18 protein-coding genes, 1 pseudogene and 1 riboswitch are annotated in these 21,252 nt (G+C 71.1%); of the genes and pseudogenes, 16 read left to right on the forward strand and 3 right to left on the reverse strand.

Features of this window, described 5'->3' with window-relative positions; all coding sequences use genetic code 11:
• Positions 1-157 precede the first annotated feature (157 nt).
• On the forward strand, positions 158-835 hold the full coding sequence (locus tag OG627_RS06935; RefSeq protein WP_329072437.1) for a ScbR family autoregulator-binding transcription factor: 678 nt from the start codon (positions 158-160) through the stop codon (positions 833-835).
• 74 nt (positions 836-909) lie between these two features.
• Here the strand turns inward: OG627_RS06935 and OG627_RS06940 are convergent, their stop codons facing one another.
• Positions 910-1,935, reverse strand: a complete 1,026-nt coding sequence (locus OG627_RS06940) for a LacI family DNA-binding transcriptional regulator (protein ID WP_329072440.1) — start codon at positions 1,933-1,935, stop codon at positions 910-912.
• A gap of 191 nt (positions 1,936-2,126) precedes the next feature.
• Between OG627_RS06940 and iolC the strand changes: the two are divergent.
• From iolC to OG627_RS06985, 9 genes and pseudogenes are all read left to right on the forward strand, one after another.
• A pseudogene (iolC, locus tag OG627_RS06945) lies at positions 2,127-3,065 on the forward strand (5-dehydro-2-deoxygluconokinase); the annotation flags it as partial.
• 6 nt (positions 3,066-3,071) lie between these two features.
• The gene (locus OG627_RS06950; RefSeq protein ID WP_329072442.1) at positions 3,072-3,941 is read left to right on the forward strand and encodes a Cgl0159 family (beta/alpha)8-fold protein; all 870 of its coding nucleotides are present in this window, start codon (positions 3,072-3,074) and stop codon (positions 3,939-3,941) included.
• Positions 3,938-4,849, forward strand: coding sequence for a 5-deoxy-glucuronate isomerase (iolB, locus tag OG627_RS06955; RefSeq protein ID WP_329062495.1), 912 nt, complete (start codon positions 3,938-3,940; stop codon positions 4,847-4,849). The genes OG627_RS06950 and iolB overlap by 4 nt, the downstream gene beginning before the upstream one ends.
• Positions 4,849-6,726, forward strand: coding sequence for a 3D-(3,5/4)-trihydroxycyclohexane-1,2-dione acylhydrolase (decyclizing) (gene iolD / locus OG627_RS06960; protein ID WP_329062497.1), 1,878 nt, complete (start codon positions 4,849-4,851; stop codon positions 6,724-6,726). Before iolB ends, iolD begins: the two co-directional genes overlap by 1 nt.
• A 52-nt stretch (positions 6,727-6,778) precedes the next feature.
• Positions 6,779-8,275 carry a CoA-acylating methylmalonate-semialdehyde dehydrogenase gene (locus OG627_RS06965; protein ID WP_329062499.1) on the forward strand — a complete coding sequence of 499 codons (1,497 nt, stop codon included), beginning with the start codon at positions 6,779-6,781 and terminating at the stop codon, positions 8,273-8,275.
• A gap of 100 nt (positions 8,276-8,375) precedes the next feature.
• Positions 8,376-9,323 carry a TIM barrel protein gene (locus OG627_RS06970; protein ID WP_329062502.1) on the forward strand — a complete coding sequence of 316 codons (948 nt, stop codon included), beginning with the start codon at positions 8,376-8,378 and terminating at the stop codon, positions 9,321-9,323.
• A gap of 12 nt (positions 9,324-9,335) precedes the next feature.
• The gene (locus tag OG627_RS06975; RefSeq protein WP_329062503.1) at positions 9,336-10,805 is read left to right on the forward strand and encodes a sugar porter family MFS transporter; all 1,470 of its coding nucleotides are present in this window, start codon (positions 9,336-9,338) and stop codon (positions 10,803-10,805) included.
• 24 nt (positions 10,806-10,829) lie between these two features.
• Entirely contained in the window at positions 10,830-11,852 is a 1,023-nt protein-coding gene (locus tag OG627_RS06980; protein ID WP_329062505.1) for a Gfo/Idh/MocA family protein, read from the forward strand.
• Positions 11,849-12,715, forward strand: a complete 867-nt coding sequence (locus OG627_RS06985) for a sugar phosphate isomerase/epimerase family protein (RefSeq protein ID WP_329062507.1) — start codon at positions 11,849-11,851, stop codon at positions 12,713-12,715. Before OG627_RS06980 ends, OG627_RS06985 begins: the two co-directional genes overlap by 4 nt.
• Before the next feature lie 96 nt (positions 12,716-12,811).
• Here the strand turns inward: OG627_RS06985 and OG627_RS06990 are convergent, their stop codons facing one another.
• Positions 12,812-13,726, reverse strand: a complete 915-nt coding sequence (locus tag OG627_RS06990) for a LysR family transcriptional regulator (protein WP_329062508.1) — start codon at positions 13,724-13,726, stop codon at positions 12,812-12,814.
• A 48-nt stretch (positions 13,727-13,774) separates the two neighbouring features.
• Between OG627_RS06990 and OG627_RS06995 the strand changes: the two genes are divergently transcribed.
• A complete protein-coding gene (locus tag OG627_RS06995) occupies positions 13,775-14,701 on the forward strand; it encodes a nitrilase-related carbon-nitrogen hydrolase (RefSeq protein WP_329062510.1) in 927 nt (308 codons plus the stop codon).
• A gap of 68 nt (positions 14,702-14,769) precedes the next feature.
• Here the strand turns inward: OG627_RS06995 and OG627_RS07000 are convergent, their stop codons facing one another.
• Positions 14,770-15,567 (reverse strand): LysM peptidoglycan-binding domain-containing protein, encoded by a 798-nt coding sequence (locus OG627_RS07000; RefSeq protein ID WP_329062512.1) that lies wholly within the window; start codon positions 15,565-15,567, stop codon positions 14,770-14,772.
• A gap of 4 nt (positions 15,568-15,571) precedes the next feature.
• Positions 15,572-15,756: riboswitch (cyclic di-AMP (ydaO/yuaA leader) on the reverse strand.
• Between the two features lie 92 nt (positions 15,757-15,848).
• Here OG627_RS07000 and OG627_RS07005 point away from each other — a divergent pair.
• From OG627_RS07005 to OG627_RS07025, 5 genes are all read left to right on the forward strand, one after another.
• A complete protein-coding gene (locus OG627_RS07005; RefSeq protein ID WP_329062514.1) occupies positions 15,849-16,175 on the forward strand; it encodes a hypothetical protein in 327 nt (108 codons plus the stop codon).
• Between the two features lie 340 nt (positions 16,176-16,515).
• Positions 16,516-17,514 (forward strand): substrate-binding domain-containing protein, encoded by a 999-nt coding sequence (locus tag OG627_RS07010; RefSeq protein ID WP_329062516.1) that lies wholly within the window; start codon positions 16,516-16,518, stop codon positions 17,512-17,514.
• A 68-nt stretch (positions 17,515-17,582) separates the two neighbouring features.
• Positions 17,583-18,659: a galactitol-1-phosphate 5-dehydrogenase gene (locus OG627_RS07015; protein ID WP_329062518.1), complete on the forward strand. Its 1,077-nt coding sequence runs from the start codon at positions 17,583-17,585 to the stop codon at positions 18,657-18,659.
• Between the two features lie 25 nt (positions 18,660-18,684).
• Positions 18,685-20,196, forward strand: a complete 1,512-nt coding sequence (locus tag OG627_RS07020; RefSeq protein ID WP_329062520.1) for an FGGY-family carbohydrate kinase — start codon at positions 18,685-18,687, stop codon at positions 20,194-20,196.
• A gap of 76 nt (positions 20,197-20,272) precedes the next feature.
• Positions 20,273-21,238 carry a sugar-binding transcriptional regulator gene (locus OG627_RS07025; protein WP_329062523.1) on the forward strand — a complete coding sequence of 322 codons (966 nt, stop codon included), beginning with the start codon at positions 20,273-20,275 and terminating at the stop codon, positions 21,236-21,238.
• Positions 21,239-21,252 lie beyond the last annotated feature (14 nt).

Below are 21,252 nucleotides of genomic sequence, written 5' to 3' on the forward strand. Positions count from 1 at the left end.
CGACCGCTACACCATCCACCGATGCGTTCATACGATAAGAACAACTCAATTCACCCGACTGCGCACCCCAGCCCGGCGCGGCCAAAGGCGCTACATTGCGTGCTGTCAGTTAACGGAACGGCAATCCGGAGTACACGTGCAGGTTCGAGCGGCGCAGATGCGAGCGAAGGCGACGCGGAGGTTTCTGCTGGAGTCGGCGGCACGTCTGTTCGACGAAAGAGGCTATGCGGGCACCAGTATCAGCGATATCAGCGCACGGTCGGGACGCACCAGCGGAGCCATCTACTTCCATTACGCCAGCAAGGAGAATCTCGCCCTGGCCATTGTCGAGGAGCACTTCGCCACCTGGCCGAAGCTGATCGGCCGGTACGGATCCGCCGACCTTCCGGCGCTGGAGAAAATGGTCGCACTCAGTTTCGATGTGGCCCGGGCTTTCCGCGACGATGTCGTCACCCGGGCCGGAGCCAGGCTCTGGGCGGAGCGCGCCGCCATTGACGCCACCCTTCCCCGCCCCTTTGTCGGCTGGCTGGAGACGATTACCGCATTGCTCGACGAGGCCCGGCGTGAGGGGCAGCTCGCACCGGGTGTTCCACCGGACGTGGCCGCGTACGGACTGGTGTGCGCTTTCTTCGGACTGCATACGGTCTCGGACGCCCTGGAAGGCCGCAGCCATATCGAGGAGGGGCTCAACGACCTCTGGCTCCTCCACCTCAACGCCCTCCAGCCGGACCCCGAACCGGAGGCCCTGCTCGCCCGGGTGCGCGCGTACTGCGACCGCGAGGGGCCCCGCCGCCCGGCCGCCGCCCAGGCCGCCACCGTCCAGCCGGTCGGCTGACGGGTCCGGCCCGCACACCGCCGGCGGGCGGCGGACCCGGCCGAAGTCCGGTGTCCCCCCGCCGCCCGCCGGACTCAGTGCCCGCCGCCGCGCCCGTACGCCCCCGTGGGCGCCGGCCGCCCGTCCGGCGGCGCCGAACTCGTGCCCCGCACCACCAGCTTGGGGTCGAGGACGGCCTCGCGCGGAGCGAGTGAGGCGTCGTCCAGCCGCTCGACCGCGAACCGCACCGCGTGCTCGGCCAGCCGGCCCGCGTCCTGGCGGACGGTGGAGAGGTCGATGTGCGAGAGGTGCGAGAGGTGGTTGTCGTCGTAGCCCACCACCGACACATCGCCGGGCACGTCGACACCGGCGCGGCCGAGCGTGTGCATCAGGCCCATCGCGCAGCGGTCGTTGCCCGCGAACACGGCGCTGGGCAGATGCTCCTCGGCGAGGAGGAGGCGGCCCGCCGCGCTGCCCGACTCCTCGTCGTACGAGCCCGGGAGGACCCGTATCGACTCGGCAAGCCCGTGTCTGCGCATGGCCGCGCGGTAGGCGCGCCGCCGTTCCGCCGCCCCCGGCTCCCGGCCGCCGTCGATGTGCGCGATACGGCGGTGTCCCAGCTCCACCAGATGGCCGACCACCTGGCTCACCCCCTTGCCCTCGGCGGTGTGCACACTGTCCACGTTGGCTCCGCGCGCGGTACGGCCGACGACCACGACCGCGCTGCGGCGGCCGAGTTCGTCGAGCCGTCCGAGGGTCGCCTGCGAGCCCAGCAGTATCAGCCCCTCGCAGCGGTGGCTCAGCAGCGCCTCGACCGCCTTGCGCTCGTCGCGGCCCGGCGCGCTGGCCGACAACAGCACGTCGTAGCCGAGGCGTTCGGCCTCGGGATAGACGGCCTCGACGATGTCGGCCTCGAAGGGCTGATGGAGCGTCAGCATGACACCGATGGTGCGGCTGCGGCCGCGGGCGAGCAGCCTGGCGGCGCTGTCCGGGCGGTACCCCAGTTCGTCGGCGGCCCGCAGCACGCGCCGCCTGGTCTCCTCGCCGGCGCCGGGCTGATTGCGGAACACCAGGGACACGAGGGCGCGGGACACACCGACCCGCCGCGCGACGTCCGCCATCGTCGGGCGCCGCTTGCTGGGTGACTCCTCCACCGAGGCCCCCTCACCTTCCGTGACTCGTCCATGAACCCTAGTGCCACTGCCGGAAACTCAGCCGCAACAACGTATTGACAGGACATATGGACGTGGACGATCGTACTCGCAACTAGAGCGCGCTAGTAGAGCGCGTCAGTTGTTGGAGGTCCCCACACATGGCAGTCCTGGACGTCCTGACCATGGGACGCAGCGGGGTCGACATCTACCCCTTGCAGTCGGGCGTTGGCCTGGCGGATGTCACCTCGTTCGGCAAGTACCTGGGCGGCAGCCCCACCAATGTCGCCGTCGCCGCCGCACGCTACGGCAGAAGCGCCGCCGTGATCACGAAGACGGGCGACGACCCGTTCGGGCAGTTCGTGCGGCAGGCTCTCGCGGGCTACCGGGTCGACAGCACGCATGTCGGTGTGTCCGGCATCGCGCCGACGCCGGTGACCTTCTGCGAGATCTTCCCGCCGGACGATTTCCCGCTCTACTTCTACCGGCTGCCAAGCGCCCCCGACCTGGACATCCGCCCCGACGAGCTGGACCTCGACGCCGTCGCGTCGGCGCGGATCTTCTGGATGTCGGGGACGGGCCTGTGTGCCGAGCCGAGCCGGTCGGCGACGCTCGCGGCGCTGGAGCACCGGGCCGGGGCGGGGACCACGGTCTTCGATCTGGACTGGCGGCCGATGTTCTGGGGGGACCCGGCGCAGGCGCGCACCCTCTACCGGCAGGCCCTCGCCCACGCCACGGTCGCCGTCGGCAACCGTGAGGAGTGCGAGGTGGCGACCGGCGAGAGCGAGCCGTACGCCGCCGCCCGCGCCCTGATCGGCCTGGGCGTCGAGGTCGCCGTGGTCAAGCAGGGCCCGAAGGGCGTGCTCGCCATGGACCGCACGGGCGGCACGGTGGAGGTGCCGCCGGTGCCCGTGGACGTGGTGAACGGCCTCGGCGCCGGGGACGCCTTCGGCGGCGCCCTGTGCCACGGACTGCTGTCCGGCTGGGAGCTGGAGCGTGTCATGCGCTTCGCCAACGCCGCCGGGGCGATCGTCGCCGGTGAGCTGGCCTGCTCGGACGCCATGCCCGACGAAGCGCTGGTCGAAGCGAAGATCAAGGAGACAAGGGTGTCTGACAAGGTCCAGCGGATCGTGCGGGCCCGGGTCAACAACCCCGGCGCCATCGCGGAGGCCGCCGCCCGACGCGTCAAGGCCGTCTCGCCGCTGGGCGAACACGGCCGGGCGATGATCATCGCCGCCGACCATCCCGCGCGCGGCGCCAACACCGTGGGCGGCGACCCCTCGGCGATGGCCGACCGGCGCGCGCTGCTGGACCGGATGTGCGTGGCGCTGGAGCGCCCGGGGGTGACGGGTGTCCTCGCCACGGCGGACATCCTCGAAGATCTGCTGCTGCTCGGTGTGCTCGACGGCAAGAGTGTGTTCGGTTCGATGAACCGCGCGGGGCTCGCCGGGTCCGCGTTCGAGATCGACGACCGGTTCACCGGCTACGACGCCGAGGCGATCGCCGCGATGGGTTTCGACGGCGGCAAGGCGCTGACCCGGATCTGCCTGGACGACCCGGCCACCCCCTCCGTGCTGGAGCAGACCGCCAGGGCCGTGGACGAGCTGAACGACCGTCGGCTCATCGCGATGGTCGAGCCGTTCCTGTCCTACTGGGTGGACGGGAAGATCCGCAACGACCTCTCCCCCGAAGCCGTGATCAAGTCGATCACCATCGCCTCGGGCCTCGGCCGGCGCTCCGCGTACACCTGGCTGAAGCTGCCGGTCGTGGACGACATGGAGCGCGTCCTCGCCTCCTCCACACTGCCGGTGCTGCTGCTCGGCGGCGAGGTGAAGGACGCGCAGGCGGCGTTCGACGCCTGGCACAAGGCGCTCTCGCTGCCGACCGTGCAGGGGCTGATCGTCGGCCGGTCGCTGCTCTACCCCGCGGACGGCGATGTCGCCGGGGCCGTGGACCGTGCGGTGAGTCTGCTGTGACCACACACAACGACACGTCGCATCGGCCGGCCGGCAGCACCGCCGAGGGGCCGTACACCACCGTGGTCACTCCCGAGTCCGCGCGGTGGGGTTTCTCCGGACTGCGCGTGGTGGAGCTGGCGGCGGGCGAGCACCTCACACTGTCCACCGGCGACAGCGAGTATCTGGTGCTGCCGCTCGCCGGTTCCTGCACGGTCGCGGTCGACGGTACGACGTTCCTGCTGGCGGGCCGCGACGGTGTGTTCGACGCGGTCACCGACTTCGCCTACGTACCCCGCGACGCCGAGGCCGTGGTCCGCAGTGAGCGCGGCGGACGGTTCGCTCTCCCGTCGGCGCGCTGCGAGCGGCGGCTGACCGCCCGGTACGGCCCGGCCGACGGTGTCCCCGCCGAGCCGCGCGGCACCGGGAACTGCTCGCGCCAGGTCAACAACTACTGCCTGCCGCACACGTTCGACGCCGACCGGCTGCTGGTGTGCGAGGTGCTCACCCCGGGCGGCAACTGGTCCTCGTACCCGCCCCACAAGCACGACGAGGCGCGCACGGACGCGGACGGGAACCCCGTAGAGAGCGAACTCGAAGAGATCTACTACTTCGAGATCGCCGACGGACCCGCCGGTCCCGGCTTCGCCTACCAGCGGGTGTACGGGACCGAGGAACGCCCCGTCGACGTCCTCGCCGAGGTGCGCACCGGCGACACCGTGCTGATCCCGCACGGCTGGCACGGGCCGTCCATCGCCGCCCCCGGCCACGACCTCTACTACCTCAACGTGATGGCGGGCCCCGGGCCGGACCGGGCCTGGCTGATCTGCGACGACCCGGCACACGGCTGGGTCCGCGCCACCTGGGAGGGCCGGGAGACCGACCCCCGGCTGCCCTTCGGCGCCCGGAACACAACGAAGGACGTGTGATGGAGACAGTACGGCTCACCACCGCGCAGGCCCTCGTACGGTTCCTGGCGAACCAGTACAGCGAGCGCGACGGCCAGGAACAGCGGTTCGTCCCCGGGGCCTGGGGCATCTTCGGGCACGGCAATGTGGCCGGGGTCGGGCAGGCGCTGCTCCAGGCGGCCAGGACCGGCGAGGCCGACCTCCCGTACTACCTGGCCCGTAACGAGCAGGGCATGGTGCACGCGGCCGTGGCCTTCGCCAAGACGCGCGACCGGCTGGCCGCGCACGCCTGTACGGCGTCCACGGGCCCCGGCTCCACCAACATGATCACGGGCGCCGCGCTGGCCACCACCAACCGGCTGCCGGTGCTGCTGCTGCCCAGCGACATGTTCGCCACCCGGGCCGCCGACCCCGTCCTCCAGCAGCTGGAGGACACCCGCGGCGGAGACGTCACCGTCAACGACGCCTTCCGTCCGGTGTCGAAGTACTTCGACCGGATCAGCAGGCCCGAGCAGCTGATCCCGGCCGCGCTCGCCGCGATGCGCGTGCTGACCGACCCGGTGGAGACCGGCGCCGTCACCCTCTGCCTGCCGCAGGACGTCCAGGCCGAGGCGTACGACTGGCCGGTGGCGTTCTTCCGGCGCCGGGTGTGGCACATCGGCCGTCCGGTGCCGGAGTCCGCCGCGCTGAAGCGGGCCGCCGATCTGCTGCGTACGGCGAAGAAGCCGCTGCTGGTGGCGGGCGGCGGCGTGGTGTACTCGGGCGCCGGGAACCAGCTGCGGTCGTTCGCCGAGGCCACCGGCATCCCGGTCGCCGACACCCACGCGGGCAAGGGCGCGCTGGCCTGGGACCATCCGTCGGCGGTCGGCGGCGTCGGCTCCACGGGCACGGCGGCGGCCAACGCGCTCGCCGCCGAGGCGGACGTCGTCATCGGGGTCGGCACCCGCTACAGCGACTTCACCACCGCCAGTCACACCGTCTTCGGCAACCCGGACGTGCGGTTCATCAACCTCAACGTCGCCCGTCTCGACGCGGTGAAACACTCCGCCGAACCGCTCGTCGCCGACGCCCGCCTCGGACTCGCCGGTCTGGAAGCGGAGTTGGACGGCTGGAAGACCGACGACGCCTACCGGCAGCGCGTGCTGGAGCTGGCCGCCGAGTGGCGGCGCACCACCGACGAGTGTTTCGGCGTCGGGCACGGGCCGCTGCCCGCGCAGACCGAGATCCTCGGCGCGCTGCGCGCCGCGCTGGACGACCGGGACGTGGTGATCAACGCGGCCGGGTCCCTGCCGGGCGACCTCCAGATGCTGTGGCGTTCGCGCGACCCGAAGGCGTACCACGTCGAGTACGCCTACTCCTGCATGGGCTACGAGGTGGCCGCCGGGCTCGGGGTGAAGATGGCGGATCCGGGCCGCGAGGTCGTGGTCCTGGTCGGCGACGGCTCGTATCTGATGATGTCGCAGGAGATCGTGACCATGGTCTCCGAGGGGATCAAGGTCATCATCGTCCTGGTCCAGAACCACGGCTTCGCCTCGATCGGTGCGCTCTCGGAGTCGCTCGGCTCGCAGCGCTTCGGTACCCGCTACCGCTTCCGCGACCCGGCGAGCGGCCAGCTCGACGGCGAGGTCCTCCCGGTGGACCTGGCCGCCAACGCCGCCTCGCTCGGCGCGGATGTCCTGCCCGCCTCCACCGTCGAGGAGTTCACCGGCGCGCTGGCGAAGGCCAGGGCGTCCGACCGTACGACGGTCGTCCATGTCGAGACCGATCTGTACGGGCCGAACCCGCCCGGCAGCGCCTGGTGGGACGTCCCCGTCAGCGAGGTCTCCGCGCTGGAGTCGACCCGGGAGGCGTACGAGACATACCGCGCCGCCAAACGGTCCCAGCGTCACTACCTCTGACACCTCCGACACCCCGCCCCCCTGCACGGCCACACCCCTGAGGAACCCTCACATGACCACCATTGAGCACTGGATCGACGGCGCCGCCACGGCCGGCGCTTCCTCCCGTACCGCCCCCGTCTTCAACCCCGCCACCGGCGTCTCGGGGACGAGCGTGCGCCTCGCCGGGGCCGCCGACGTGGACACGGCGGTCGCCGCCGCCTCCCGTGCCTTCGAGTCCTGGAGCGAGACGTCCCTCTCGCAGCGGATCAAGGTGCTGTTCGCCTTCCGTGAGCTGCTCGTACGGAACGAGGAGGAGCTGGCCCGGATCATCTCCGCCGAGCACGGCAAGGTCATCGACGACGCGCGCGGCGAGATCGCGCGCGGCCGGGAGGTCGTGGAGTACGCCTGCGGTCTGGGCGACATCCTGAAGGGGTCGTTCTCCGACCAGGTGTCCACCGATGTCGATGTGCACAACTTCCGCCAGCCGCTGGGAGTGTGCGCGGGGATCACCCCGTTCAACTTCCCGGCGATGGTGCCGCTGTGGATGCACCCGATCGCCATCGCGACCGGCAACACCTTCGTCCTCAAGCCCAGCGAGCGCGACCCGTCGGCCGCGAACTTCGTCGCGAGGCTCTATGCCGAGGCCGGGCTGCCCGACGGTGTGTTCAATGTCGTGCACGGCGACAGGACCGCGGTCGACGCCCTCCTCGACCACCCGGAGATCGCGGCGGTCTCCTTCGTCGGCTCGACGCCCATCGCCCGGTACGTGCACGAGCGCGGCACCGCGCGCGGCAAGCGCGTACAGGCGCTGGGCGGTGCCAAGAACCACGGTGTCGTGATGCCCGACGCGGATCTCGACTTCGCGGCGAAGCATCTGATCGCCGCCGCCTACGGCTCGGCCGGCGAGCGCTGCATGGCGATCTCCGTCGCCGTCGCCGTCGGCTCGGCCGCCGACCCGCTGGTGGAGATCCTGGAGCGCAAGGCCCGCGAGATCACGGTGGGCCCCGGCGACGACCCGACGAGCGACATGGGTCCGCTGGTCACGGCAGCCGCGCGGGACCGGGTCACGGGCGCCGTCGCCGGGGGCGCCGCGCAGGGCGCCACGGTCGTGGTGGACGGCCGCGGCCTCAAGGTCGAGGGCCACGAGAACGGCTTCTTCGTCGGTCCGTCCCTGCTGGACCGCGTCACCACCGAGATGGACGCCTACCGCGAGGAGATCTTCGGCCCGGTGCTCGCGGTGGTACGCGTCGACACCGTCGACGAGGCGATCGCGCTGATCAACGCCAACCCGTACGGGAACGGCACCGCCGTCTTCACCTCCGACGGCGGGACCGCGCGCCACTTCCAGCGCAAGGTAAAGGTCGGCATGATCGGCGTCAACGTGCCGGTGCCGGTGCCGATGTCGTACTACTCCTTCGGCGGCTGGAAGGACTCGCTCATCGGCGACAGTCCGGTCCACGGCCCCGAGGGGATCCGCTTCTACACCCGGGCCAAGGTGGTCACCACCCGCTGGCCGCACCGGGAGCGGGAGACCGCGGCCGGTTTCAGCTTCCCGACCTCGGACTGAGCCGCCTCCGCCCCTCCGCGCCCCCTCCGCTTCCTCCTCCCCTCTCCTCTCCCCTTCTCCCCTTCTCCCTTTCCTTCCGCCGCCGAGAAGAGCCGCATCCATGACAAAGACGTCACCTTCCCCCCGAACCGCCGTGGGCAACCTCTGCCTCGGTTCCGCGCCCGACTCGTGGGGCGTCTGGTTCCCCGAGGACGACCGGCAGGTCCCCTACACCCGCTTCCTCGACGAGCTGGTCCAGGCCGGTTACGAGTGGCTGGAGCTGGGCCCGTACGGCTATCTGCCCACCGAGCCCGAGCGTCTCGCCGAGGAGCTGTCCGTCCGTGGCCTCAAGGTCTCCGGCGGCACCACCTTCGGCGCGCTGCACCGGCCCGAGGAGTGGGACACGATGCTCGCCGAGGTGCTGCCGGTCGCGAAGCTCACCGCCGCGACCGGGGCCCACCACCTGGTCTTCATCCCGCCGATGTACCGGGACGAGAAGACCGGCGCGTTCACCGAGAGCCCGGAGCTGACCGCCGCGCAGTGGGCGGGCTTCGGCCGGGCCGCCGACCGGCTGGGCAGGATCCTGCTGGACGAGTACGACGTGCGCCTCGTGCTGCACCCGCACGCGGACAGCCACATCCAGACCCAGCCCGAGATCGAGCGTTTCCTCAACGAGTCCGACTCGCGGTACGCCAACCTCTGCCTGGACACCGGACACGTGGCCTACGGCGGCGGCGACAACCTCGATCTGATCCGGCGGTTCGGCGAGCGCGTCGGCTATGTCCACATCAAGCAGATGGACCCGGCCGTGCTCGCCCAGGTGACCGAGGAGAACCTCTCCTTCGGCGAGGCCGTCAAGCGCGGCGTCTGTATCGCGCCGCCCGCCGGGGTCCCCGACCCGGCCGACCTGATCGCCGAACTCGCCCGGCTCGACGCCGAACTCTTCGTGATCGTCGAGCAGGACCTCTACCCCTGCGCGCCGGAAGTCCCGCTTCCCGTCGCCGTGCGTACGCGCGCGGTCCTGGCCGAGAGCGGCCTCACCTGTACCCGACGCCCACTCACCCGGTAACAGGAGGCTGCCATGACGGACGTCAAGGACGACGCGGCCGCGGGCACCGCGCCGTCCCCCGCCACACTCACCGACGATCCTCCGCCCGCGGTCAAACGCCGGCTGCGGGTGGTCACCCTCATCGCCACCTTCGGCGGACTGCTCTTCGGGTACGACACCGGAGTGATCAACGGCGCTCTGCCGTACATGAAGGAAGACCTCGGCCTCACCCCGTTCACCGAGGGCCTGGTCACCAGCTCACTGCTGTTCGGCGCGGCGCTCGGCGCCCTCTTCGGCGGACGGCTCTCCGACCAGCGCGGCCGGCGCAAGAACATCCTGATGCTCGCGGTGATCTTCTTCTTCGGCGCGCTGGGCTGCACGCTCGCCCCGAACACCGAGGTCATGGTGGTCGCCCGGTTCGTCCTCGGCCTCGCGGTCGGCGGCGCTTCGGTGACCGTGCCCGTCTACCTCGCGGAGATCTCCCCCGCCGAGAAGCGCGGCGGGCTGGTCACCCGTAACGAGCTGATGATCGTGAGCGGTCAGCTGGCCGCCTTCACCTTCAACGCGATCATCGCCTCGTTCGGCGGCGAGAGCGGCGGGGTCTGGCGCTGGATGCTGGTGATCGCGACACTGCCGGCCGTGGTGCTCTGGTTCGGCATGCTGGTCATGCCGGAGAGCCCGCGATGGCTCGCCTCGCAGACCCGGTACGCGGAGGCACTCGCCGTACTGAAGCAGGTCAGGTCCGAGCGGCGCGCGGAGGCGGAGCTGAAGGAGGTCACCGGGCTCGCGGTGGCCGACGAGCGGGCCAAATCGGGCGGCTGGGCCGATCTGAAGGCCACCCCGTGGATCAAGCGGCTGGTCTGGGTCGGTATCGGCATCGCCGTCTGCCAGCAGGTCACCGGGGTCAACACGATCATGTACTACGGCACCCAGATCCTCACCGACGCCGGATTCGCCTCCGACAGCGCGCTCACCGCGAACATCGCCAACGGTGTGATCTCGGTGCTCGCCACCTTCCTCGGGATCTGGCTGCTCGGCCGGGTGGACCGCAGGCCGATGCTGATGATCGGCCAACTCGGCACGACGACAGCCCTGTTGCTGATCGGTGTGTTCTCGATCGCACTGCCGGAGGGCACCCCGCGCGCGTACGCCGTGCTCGCCATGACCGTCACCTTCCTCGCCTTCCAGCAGGGCGCGATCTCGCCGGTCACCTGGCTGATGCTCGCGGAGATCTTCCCGATGAGGATGCGCGGATTCGGCATGGGGGTCTGCGCGGTGGTGCTGTGGATGGTCAACTTCGCGATCGGGCTGACCTTCCCGGTGCTGGTCGACTCCATCGGCATCTCCGCCACGTTCTTCGTCTTCGCCTGCCTCGGCATCGGCGCGGTCCTCTTCGTCAGGACCTACGTCCCCGAGACCCGCGGCCGGTCCCTCGAAACACTCCAGAACGAGCTGCGGGCCCGCTACACCCGCTCCACCGACCCCGTTCCCTCCTCCAACTGAGCCGCTCCGAAAGGGAGATCCCTCATGACTGTCCGTATTGGTGTGATCGGCACCGGCATGATCGGCCAGGACCACATCCGCCGACTGACCCACGTCGTCACCGGCACCCGGGTCACCGCGGTGTTCGACATCGACACCGCCCGCGCCGAGGAGGTCGCCGCGTCGGTCGGTGCCCGCGCGCTGCCCAGCGGCGCCGAGGTCATCGACGCGGCGGACGTCGACGCCGTCGTCGTCACCTCCTGGGGCCCGACCCACGCCGAACACGTCCTCGCCGCCATCGCCGCGGGCAAGCCGGTCTTCTGCGAGAAGCCGCTGGCCACCACGGCCGAGGACTGTCTCAGGATCATCGAGGCGGAGACGGCCCACGGCACCCGGCTCGTCCAGGTCGGCTTCATGCGCCGGTACGACTCGGGCTACCGGGAGATGAAGAAGGTCATCGAGTCGGGCGGGATCGGCGAGCCGCTGATCGTGCACTGCGCCCACCGCAACCCGACCGTCCCCGCCTCCTACACCTCAGCGATGGCCGCGCAGGACACGGCCGTCCACGAGATCGACGTGCTGCGCTGGCTGCTGGACGACGAGATCCGCTCCGTACAGGTGCTGCGTCCGCGCAGGACCCGCAAGCGCCACGAGCACCTCCAGGACCCGCAGATCATGCTCATGGAGACCGCCGAGGGGGTCAGGATCGACCTGGAGGTCTTCGTCAACTGCCAGTACGGGTACGACATCCAGTGCGAGACCGTCGGCGAGGAGGGCCTGGTCCGGCTGCCCGACCCGGCGGCCGTCGCGGTCCGCGGCGGCGGCCGGAACGCGACCGCGGTCCTCCAGGACTGGAAGGGCCGGTTCGGGGACGCCTTCGACACCGAGTTCCGCGAGTGGGCCGGGTCCGTGGCGAGCGGCGCCGAGCCCACCGGCCCCTCGGCCTGGGACGGCTACGCCGCGACCGTCATCACGGACGCCCTGGTGGAATCCCTGGAGTCCGGCGAGACGGTACGGGTCGACGCGCTGGAGAAGCGCCCCGCCTTCTACGGAGGGGACGCCCGGTGAAGATCGCCCTCGACCCGTACATGCTGCGTGCCCTGCCCATCAGGGAGATGGTGCGCACGGTCGCCGATCTGGGCTACTCGTACATCGAGCTGTCCCCGCGCGACGACTTCATGCCCTTCTTCCTGCATCCGCGCGCCGACGACGAGCGGGTGGCCGAGCTGAGGTCCGCGCTGGACGAGACGGGCGTGCGGCTGTCGAGTGTGCTGCCGCTGTACAAGTGGTCCAGCCCGGACGAGACCGAGCGGCAGACCGCCGTCCGCTACTGGAAGCGGATGATCGAGATCACCGCGCAGCTCGGCTGCACGCTGATGAACTCGGAGTTCAACGGCCGTCCGGAGGCCGCCGCGCAGAGCGAGGCCGCTTTCTGGCGCTCCATGGAGGAGCTGCTGCCGGAGTTCGAGCGCGAGGGCATCGCGCTCAATCTGGAGGCGCACCCGGACGACTTCTGCGAGGAGAACGATCCGGCGGTCGATCTCGTACGGGCCATCAACAAGCCGTACGTCAACTACCTTTACTGCGCACCGCACAGCTTCCATCTGTCCGGGTCCGACCCGGGCGCGGACATCGGGAGGATGCTGCGGTACGCGGGCGACAAGCTCCAGCACCTGCACATCGCCGACACCTTCAACCACAAGGGTTCCTCGGGGCTGCGCTACATCCTCAACCCGCCCGGCACGGCGGCCCGTATCCACCAGCACCTGGACATCGGGCAGGGCGAGGTGGACTGGAACACCTTCTTCTCCACCCTGCGCGAGCTGGAGTTCGACGGAGTCGCGACGGTGTGCGTCTTCGCCTGGGAGGAGCGGGCGCGGGAGTCGTCGGCGTTCATGCTGGAGCGGGTGACGAAGGAGCTGGTCCGCTGAGCCGGGGCCCGGGTGACGGGCCCTCACACCGCGGCGGGTACCGCGACCGCGGAGCGGAGTGTGCGGCGGAACGGTGTGTGGGGCGGTGTGCCGTGGCTACGGCGCGGCACACTCCCGTACGGTCCGCCGCAGCCAGGTGTGGGCGGGGTCGTCGGCCAGGGAGGCGTGCCACACCGAGGAGACGACGTACTCCGGCATCGCGATCGGCGGCGGGCTGACGGTGAGTCCCGCGATCCGGGCGAAGACCTCCGCCGCGTGCCGGGGGACGGTCGCGAGGGCGGGGACGGAGCGCAGCATCACCACCGCTCCGGCGAAGTGCGTGGTCGCTGTGGCCACCCGCCGGGTCAGCCCCTGGGCGGCCAGCAGGTCGTCGACGATGCCCCGGCGGCCGTCGTGCGACACCAGGACGTGCGGATGCGCGAGGTAGTCCCGGCGGGTCAGCGGTACCGGGAGATCCAGCAGCCCGGCGTCGAAGAGGCAGGCGTAGCCGGAGGTGAACAGCTCCTCCTGGCGGTGGACGGAGCCGAGGGCCGGCGCGACGGCGACCGCGAGGTCGATCTCGCCCCGGTCGAGCAGGTCGGCGACCACGGTGCGGTTGGCCTGGCGCGCCACGAACCGCACACCGGGGTGGGCGCGCCCCCGCTCGACCAGTCGCGGCATGAGGTGGGCCTCGATGTCGTCGGACATGCCCAGAGTGAACGTCCGCTCCGAGGTCTCCGGGGCGAACCGTGCCGCGCCGGTGAGGGCGCCGTGCAGGATCCGCAGCGCCGGTTCGGTGGTGCGGGCGATCTCATGGGCACGCGGGGTGGGTTCCATACCGGTACGTACCCGGACGAACAGCTCGTCACCGAAGAGGCGTCGCAGCCTGCCGAGGGCGGCGCTGACCGCCGCCTGGCTCAGCCGCAGCTCGGCGGCGGCGCGGGTCACGCTCCGCTCGCGCATCAGCGCCGCGAACACGATCAGCAGATTGAGATCCGCCCGCCTGAATTCGGTTTCATAGATATCGATCATCGTGGATATCAGTTTGCCGGATGCCGAGGGGCTTCGTACCGTCGCCGTATGACGCATCTGACCGCAGCCGTCGTCCAGGCGGGCTCACGGCTCTTCGACACACCCGGGAATCTCGGCAGGGCCCGGGAGCTGATCCGCGAGGCGGCCGGCCGGGGAGCCGAGGTCATCGTGCTGCCCGAGGCGTTCCTCGGCGGCTATCCGAAGGGGCTGGACTTCGGTGTGACCGTCGGCAGCCGCACCCCGGAGGGACGGGAGCTGTTCCGCCGCTACGCCGAGTCGGCCATCAGGGTTCCCGGCCCCGAGACGGCGGAGCTGGCCGCGCTCACGGGCGAGCTGGGCGTCCACGCGGTGGTGGGCGCCGTGGAGCGCCGCGGTTCGACGCTGCACTGCGTCGCCCTGTTCTTCGGCCCGGAGGGGTATCTCGGCCTGCACCGCAAGCTGATGCCGACCGCCGCCGAGCGGGTGATCTGGGGCACCGGCGACGGCTCCACGATGCCGGTGGTGCGGACGGGCCGCGCCCGGCTGGGCGCGGCCATCTGCTGGGAGAACTACATGCCGCTGTTCCGCGCGGCGATGTACGCCAAGGGCGTCGACATCTGGTGCGCGCCGACGGTCGACGACCGGGAGAACTGGCAGGCCACCATGTGCCATGTGGCCCTGGAGGGGCGCTGTTTCGTGCTCAGCGCCAACCAGTACCTGCGCCGCTCCGATCTGCCGGCCGACGTCCATCCCGTACAGGGCGACGCGCCGGACACCGTGCTGATCGGCGGCGGCAGCACCATCGTCTCGCCGCTGGGCGAGGTCCTGGCGGGACCGCTCCGGGACGGGGAGGGCATCCTCACCGCCGAACTCGACCTGGGCGACCTCGCCCGGGGCCGGTTCGACCTGGATGTGACGGGGCACTACGCCCGGCCCGACATCTTCACCCTGGACGTGGACGAGACCGCGCGGGACGTCCTGTCCGGGGAGCGATGAGGGGCCGGGCGTCCATGAGGGGCCTGCGTCCATGAGCGGCCGGGCGGCGGCCGTCACGGCGGGGACCGTCAGTAGGGGCCGTTCACGTTGTCGATCGAGCCGTACCTGGCGGCTGCGTAGTTGCACGCGGCGGTGATGTTGGCGACCGGGTCGTAGCTGTTCGTCGACGTACCGGGCACGTGGTACGCCTGGAACGTGGGATCGATGACCTGGAGCAGCCCCTTGGACGGGATGCCGGCGGCGGCGTTGGAGTCCCAGTTGTTGATGGCCGCCGGGTTGCCCGAGGACTCGCGCATGATGTTGCGGTAGATCCCGTTGTACGAGCCGGGGATGCCGTGCGTGGCCATGACGTCCAGCGACTCGCGGATCCAGCCGTCGAGGTTGTTGGAGTACGTCTTCAGCGCGGCCGGCGCGGTGTCGGCGACGGTCTGGGTGGCGATGTCGGTGGTCTTCGCCGTGGCGCTCTTCGTCGTGGCGGCCTTCGCGGAGGAGGGCTTCGCCGTGGTGGCCTTCGCCGTGGAACCGAGGGTCAGCTTGAGGCCGGGGAAGATGCGCGACGGGTTGCTTCCGATGGCGCTCCGGTTGTCCTCGTAGAGCTTCTTCCAGCCGCCGGTCACGGAGTGCGCCTTCGCGATCCTGGACAGCGAGTCACCGGCGACGACGGAGTACGTCAGGGGGGCCTGCCGCGTGACACCGGCGGGGGCCGCCGCCGTCCCGGCGGGGGCGTATCCGGCCGAGGGCGCCGCCTGGGCGGTGGTCGCCGCCAGCAGCGGAAGCGCGAGTACGGCTCCCCCCGCGCTCACGGCGACGACACCACGAGCGAGCGGGCCGGTTCTGGGACGACGGTGCTTGGCCTTTGCGGACATGACGCATTCCTCTCCGTCGCCTGCGAGGTGAGCTGTCGGGTTCGGGCAGGAGATGCCCGGTCGCGCAGACGGCGACTTCACCCCGAGCCGGTCCAGCTTCTGAACCGGCGACTTACCTGGGTCCCCCGCTCCTGCCGTACGTGAGTAGGTGGGTTTCCGGGCAGCGGCAGGATTCGGCGTTCTGTCCGGAATGACGAGAACGTAAGCGAGAAGTCCCGGGAGAGACAAGTCCAGAATTCACACCGCAATACGAGGGGAGATTGCAGCCGGGAAGATCAGAAATGACTTTCACCCTCGCGGCGCCTCAACTCTCCTTTCCTGTGAGCGAAGTGAACGAGACCGCGCGCACCCCGAACGATCATCCACGTGACGCATGTCACGGCAGCGAGTGGATCTTCCCGCCCACAACACCACGCAGAAGACAACAAGATGCTGAATATCACCCATATCGCCATCGGGGACAACAGCTCCAAAACGCCCATATCGCCAAGGATGGCCCGCGCCGCCAACCAACAGAATTCTGGCGGCAACTTCCCTTTGCCCAAGAAAAGATCAGCGAGATCATAAGCCGTCCTGATGAGCCATCAATTCTGCGTTCGGCTTTTTGAAAGGGCGTCAGGAACGTCGTGCCGCGCCGGAAAGGCGGGCGCCCTGTTCGCGTTCTCCGCACCGACGCACCCCGCCGCGCCCGGCCGGCACTCCCGCCCCGCCCTGCCGCCCCGCCTCGTCGCCGGGTCCGGCGGCCCGCATCGCGCCGCCCGCGCCACTCCACCCGTCGCGCCACCCGCCGCGCCACCCGTCACACGACCCGCGTCACACCGCGCGTCCGGTGTATCGCTCCCGGTCAGCGGGGGTCCGTGCTCATGAGAGCAAAAAAATACGCATGTGTTGCCGGGAGGTTAATCGCGGACCTACTGTCCCTCGCCAGGACCACATCTGGAGGCCCACATGCGTATGAAGCGCATCTTCGGGATCTTTATCGCGACATCCACTCTTGCGTCACTGGCCGCCTGCTCCGTCTCCACCACCCCCGGTGGCACGGACAGCGGCAGCGGCGGCAAGAAGGCCGCGGGCGGCCTGTCCATCGGCTTCAGCCAGGCGACCCAGCAGTCGCCCTTCTACGTGCAGCTGCGCACCGGGGCCGAGCAGGCGGCCAAGAAGGCCGGGGCCAAGCTGAACTTCGCCGACGCCGGTGACGACGTGACGAAGCAGAACAACGACATCCAGGACCTGATCACCCGCGGCGTCGACGTCCTGCTGATCAACCCCGTCGACCCCAAGGGCGTCAAGGCGGGCCTGGCCGCGGCCGCGGCCGCCGGCATCCCGGTGGTGACCGTCGACCGTCCGGTGCCCTCGGGCGCGGCCGCCCACGTCGGCCGCGACAACAAGGAGATGGGCCGGCTCGTCGGCGCCGAGGTCGCCAAGGCGCTCGGCGCCCAGGGCGGCAAGGTCATCGAGATCAAGGGCGACGCGGGCGGCGCGGTGGCCCGCGACCGCAGCGCGGGCTTCCACGAGGCGGTGGCCGCCAACAAGAAGATCAAGATCGTGGCGGGCCCCTACTGCGACTACATCCGCTCCAAGGCCGTCACCGCCATGCAGGACCTCCTCCAGACCAACACCGACGTCAAGGCCGTCTACGCGCACAACGACGACATGGCCCTCGGCGCGCTCCAGGTGCTCAAGGAGAACAACCGCACCGACGTCAGGGTCGCCGGGGTCGACGGTCTGATGGAGGCCGTGAAGTCCATCGCGGCCGACGGTCCCTACCTCGCCACCGCGCTCAACGACCCGATCTCCCTGGGCGCCACCGCCGTGAGCACCGCGCTCGACGTCCAGTCGGGCAAGAAGGTCGCCGCCACCGTCGATGCCGGGACCGGGCTGATCGACCGCGCCAACGCCGCCACGTACACCGGCGCCACCACCTTCGCCCTCGCGGGCAAGGAATGACACCGCACCCCACACAACGGGCCGGATCCGACCGTGTGCCCGGCCCCGTCCGAGAAAGCGATACGAACATGCCGCAGACCATGCGAGCCGCCCTGCTGCACGCCCCGGGCGACATCCGCGTCGAGGAGGTTCCCGTACCGGAGCCCGCGCCCCGGGAAGCACTCGTCCGCGTCGCCGCCTGCGGGGTCTGCGGCTCGGACATACCCCGGATGCTGCGGCCGGGCGGCGCCTACCACCTCCCGCTGATCTGCGGCCACGAGTTCTCCGGCCATGTCGTGGCGCTCGGCGCCGAACTCGCCGCGGCCGGCACGGTCAAGGAGGGCGACCTCGTCGCCGTACCGCCGCTGATCCCCTGCCGGCGCTGCACCCCCTGCTCCCAGGGGCACTTCAGCCTCTGCGAGGACTACGACTACTTCGGCAGCCGGCGCGCCGGCGCCTACGCCGAGTACGTCACCGTCCCCGAGGACAACCTGATGGTCCTGCCCGCCGACCTCGACCCGCGCGCCGCCGCCATGCTCGACCCGGCCGCCATCGCCCTGCACGCCATCTGGCGCACCAAACTGCGCACCGGCCACCGGGTCGCCGTCGTCGGCGCCGGACCGATCGGTCTGTTCGCCATCCAGTGGGCGCGGCTGGCCGGGGCGAGCGAGGTGCTCTCCATCGACGTGAGCGAGCAGAAGGCGGCCATGGCCCTGGAGGCCGGCGCCACCCACACCGCCGCCACCCCGGAGCGCGCAGGCGAACTCGCGGGCCACGGGTACGACGTGATCATCGAGTCCGCCGGGGTGCCGGCCACCGCCGACCAGGCGGTCACGCTCGCCGCCCGGCACGGTCAGGCCGTCTTCATCGGCATCCCGCACGACCCGGTCGTCCTGCCCAAGGCCACCTTCAGCAACTTCCTGCGCCGGGAGATCACCCTGCACGGCGCCTGGAACTCCTTCTCGGCGCCCTTCCCCGGCGACGAGTGGCGCACCGCCGCCCGCGCCATGGGCGACGGCAGCCTCCGCTGGAAGTTCATGATCACTCACGAACTGGGCCTGGACGACGTGTCGTCCACCCTGCACCGGCTCGGCGAGCGCTCCATGTTCAGCTCCAAGGTTCTCTTCCTGCCGAACGGGACCCTGCCGAACGGAGACCGTCCGTGACCACCCCGCCGAACGGAGACCGGCCATGACCGCGCTTCTCGCCATCGACCTGGGGACCGAGAGCGCCCGCGTCGCCGTCTACAGCGCCGGGGGCGAGGCGCTCGGGGTCAGCCAGAGCGGCTATCCGACCTCGTTCCCGCATCCCGGCCGGGCCGAGCAGAACCCCGAGGACTGGTGGCGCGCCGTGGTCACCGCCACCCGTGCCGCGCTCGCCGAGGCGGGCTCGCCGCCGGTGGCCGGGGTCGCCGTCGCCACCACCGCTTCGACGGTCGCCGTACTCGACGGCGCGGGGCGGCCGTTGCGCCCCGCGCTGCTGTGGATGGACAGCCGGGCCAGCGCCGAATCCGAGCTGACGGGGCGCTCCGCGCACCCGGTCCTGCGGTACGCGGGCGGCTCCGACGCGGTCGAGTGGCTCGTGCCCAAGGCCATGTGGCTGGCCCGCCACGAGCCCGACGTCTACCGCGCGGCGCAGCACATCACCGACGCCGTCGACTATCTCGTCTGGCGGCTGACCGGCGAGTGGACCGGCTCGCGGATGAACGCCGTCTGCAAGTGGAACTACGACCCGCGCGGCGGCGGGCTGCCCGACGATCTCTACGCCGAGTTCGGGGTGCCCGACCTGCGGGACAAGCTCCCCGGCCGGATCGTCCCGGTGGGGGACCCGGTCGCCCCCGTACGGGCGGCGGTACGCGAGGAACTCGGCATCACCGGCGGGGCCGTGGTCTGCGCCGGGGGCATCGACGCCCATCTGTCGCTGCTCGCCGTCGGGGGCGCACGGCCGGGCCGGGTGTCGGTCGTCTCCGGCACGTCCACCGCCTTCGTCACCGAGATCGACGAACCCGTCTTCCCGCCGACCGTCTGGGGCCCCTATCCGGACGCCCTCAACACCGGGCGGTGGCTGGTCGAGGGCGGCCAGGTCACCTCGGGGTCCGTGCTGACCTGGGCCGGTGAGCAGCTGCTCGGCACACCGCGGGCCGAGTTGCCGGGGCTGATCGAGGAGGCGGCGGCGCTGCCGCCGTGCGCCCACGGGCTGCTGGTCCTGGACTACTTCATGGGCAACCGCACCCCGCTGCGCGACCCCCGGCTGCGCGGCGCCGTCCTCGGGCTGACCCTCGGCAGCAGGCCGGCGGAGGTCTACCGGGCCGCCGTCGAGGGGGTCGCCTACGGCACCCGGCAGGTGCTCGAATCGTTCGTCGAGGGCGGGATCGCCGTGGACGAGGTGTTCGTCTCGGGCGGCATCAGACACAACCCGCTCTGGCTGCGTACCACCGCCGACGTCCTGGGCCGTCCGCTGCGGCTGGTCGGCGAGGCCAATCTGACCCTGCGCGCCTGCGCGGTGAGCGCCGCGGCGGGCTCAGGCCAGGCAGCCTCGCTGGCCGAGGCCGCCGCGGGCTTCGCGCCACGCGTACGGATCGTGGAACCCGACCCCACCCACCGCGACGCCCTCGAACGCGGTTACGCGGACTACCGCGCCGCGACCGAGGCCACCCGCTCGATCGCCCACCGGCTCAGCGCGCCGGACCGCTGGCAGAGCTGATCCCGGCAACTGATCCGGGCGGCTGATCCGGGCGAAGGACCGGCGGCGGACCACGGCAACGGACAAGGAGGTCCGGATGACCAACATCGAGGACGAGGCCCTGCTCTACCAGGTCGCCTCCCTGTACTACGAGCAGAACAGGACGCAGGAACAGATCGGGGAGGAGCTGCACTTCACCCGCTGGAAGGTCGGCCGGCTGCTGGCCGACGCCCGGCAGGCCGGGATCGTACGGATCGAGGTCGTCCACCCCAAGGCGCGGATGCGCGGCCTGGAGGAACGGCTGCGGGACGTCTTCGGGCTGCGCGACGCCGTCGTGGTCGCCGCCGACCGGGGCGACGACGAGGAGCGGCTGCGTGCCCGGGTCGCCGAGGCGGGGGCCGACTACCTGGCCCGGCTCCAGCCCGCGCCACGGCAGTTGGGCGTCTCGTGGGGCCGTACGCTGGACCTGCTCGCGGCCCGGCTGCATCCGGGCTGGGCGAGCGGCGTCCATGTCGTCCAGATCAACGGCGGGCTCAGCCGCTCCCGTACCCCCACCTCCGCGCAGGACATGGCGGGCCGGATCGCACACCTCGCGCAGGGCACCCTCAGTGTGCTGCCCGTGCCGTCCATCGTGGAGCAGGAGACCACACGGCGGCTCCTCGAAGAGGACAGCGCGGTCGCGGACGTCCTGACCCAGGCCGCCACGGCGGACACCGTGCTGTTCAGCCCCGGCGGCATCGGCGCCGACTCCGTCCTGGTCGGCTCCGGCTATCTGACGGCGCGGGACCTGGCGAAACTGGCCGCCGCCGGCGCCGTCGGCGATGTCGCCGGCCGGTTCATCGACGCGCGGGGCGCGATCGTCGACCGCGCCCTGGACGACCGTACCCTCGGCCTCCCCCTCGACCATCTGCGGCACAGCGCCGTGTCGGTGGCCGTCGTCTCCGGCACCGCGAAACACGCGGTCTGCGCGGCGGTCGTCTCCAGCGGGCTGTGCAACACCCTCGTCACCGACCATCACACCGCGTCCCATCTGCTCAACCCGCCCCCGGGCGAGGAGCGATGAGAGCGCGGAGCCCG

It is taken from the genome of Streptomyces sp. NBC_01429, assembly GCF_036231945.1.
Lineage (GTDB): Bacteria > Actinomycetota > Actinomycetes > Streptomycetales > Streptomycetaceae > Streptomyces.

What these genes read in the sequence shown, in the direction of transcription:
- OG627_RS06935 (WP_329072437.1), top strand. Translation starts at nt 158, where the DNA reads ATGCGAGCGAAGGCGACGCGGAGGTTTCTGCTGGAGTCGGCGGCACGT.
- OG627_RS06940 (WP_329072440.1), bottom strand. Translation starts at nt 1,935, where the DNA reads ATGGCGGACGTCGCGCGGCGGGTCGGTGTGTCCCGCGCCCTCGTGTCC.
- iolD (WP_329062497.1), top strand. Translation starts at nt 4,849, where the DNA reads ATGGAGACAGTACGGCTCACCACCGCGCAGGCCCTCGTACGGTTCCTG.
- OG627_RS06965 (WP_329062499.1), top strand. Translation starts at nt 6,779, where the DNA reads ATGACCACCATTGAGCACTGGATCGACGGCGCCGCCACGGCCGGCGCT.
- OG627_RS06970 (WP_329062502.1), top strand. Translation starts at nt 8,376, where the DNA reads ATGACAAAGACGTCACCTTCCCCCCGAACCGCCGTGGGCAACCTCTGC.
- OG627_RS06975 (WP_329062503.1), top strand. Translation starts at nt 9,336, where the DNA reads ATGACGGACGTCAAGGACGACGCGGCCGCGGGCACCGCGCCGTCCCCC.
- OG627_RS06980 (WP_329062505.1), top strand. Translation starts at nt 10,830, where the DNA reads ATGACTGTCCGTATTGGTGTGATCGGCACCGGCATGATCGGCCAGGAC.
- OG627_RS06990 (WP_329062508.1), bottom strand. Translation starts at nt 13,726, where the DNA reads ATGATCGATATCTATGAAACCGAATTCAGGCGGGCGGATCTCAATCTG.
- OG627_RS06995 (WP_329062510.1), top strand. Translation starts at nt 13,775, where the DNA reads ATGACGCATCTGACCGCAGCCGTCGTCCAGGCGGGCTCACGGCTCTTC.
- OG627_RS07000 (WP_329062512.1), bottom strand. Translation starts at nt 15,567, where the DNA reads ATGTCCGCAAAGGCCAAGCACCGTCGTCCCAGAACCGGCCCGCTCGCT.
- OG627_RS07005 (WP_329062514.1), top strand. Translation starts at nt 15,849, where the DNA reads ATGACTTTCACCCTCGCGGCGCCTCAACTCTCCTTTCCTGTGAGCGAA.
- OG627_RS07010 (WP_329062516.1), top strand. Translation starts at nt 16,516, where the DNA reads ATGCGTATGAAGCGCATCTTCGGGATCTTTATCGCGACATCCACTCTT.
- OG627_RS07015 (WP_329062518.1), top strand. Translation starts at nt 17,583, where the DNA reads ATGCCGCAGACCATGCGAGCCGCCCTGCTGCACGCCCCGGGCGACATC.
- OG627_RS07020 (WP_329062520.1), top strand. Translation starts at nt 18,685, where the DNA reads ATGACCGCGCTTCTCGCCATCGACCTGGGGACCGAGAGCGCCCGCGTC.
- OG627_RS07025 (WP_329062523.1), top strand. Translation starts at nt 20,273, where the DNA reads ATGACCAACATCGAGGACGAGGCCCTGCTCTACCAGGTCGCCTCCCTG.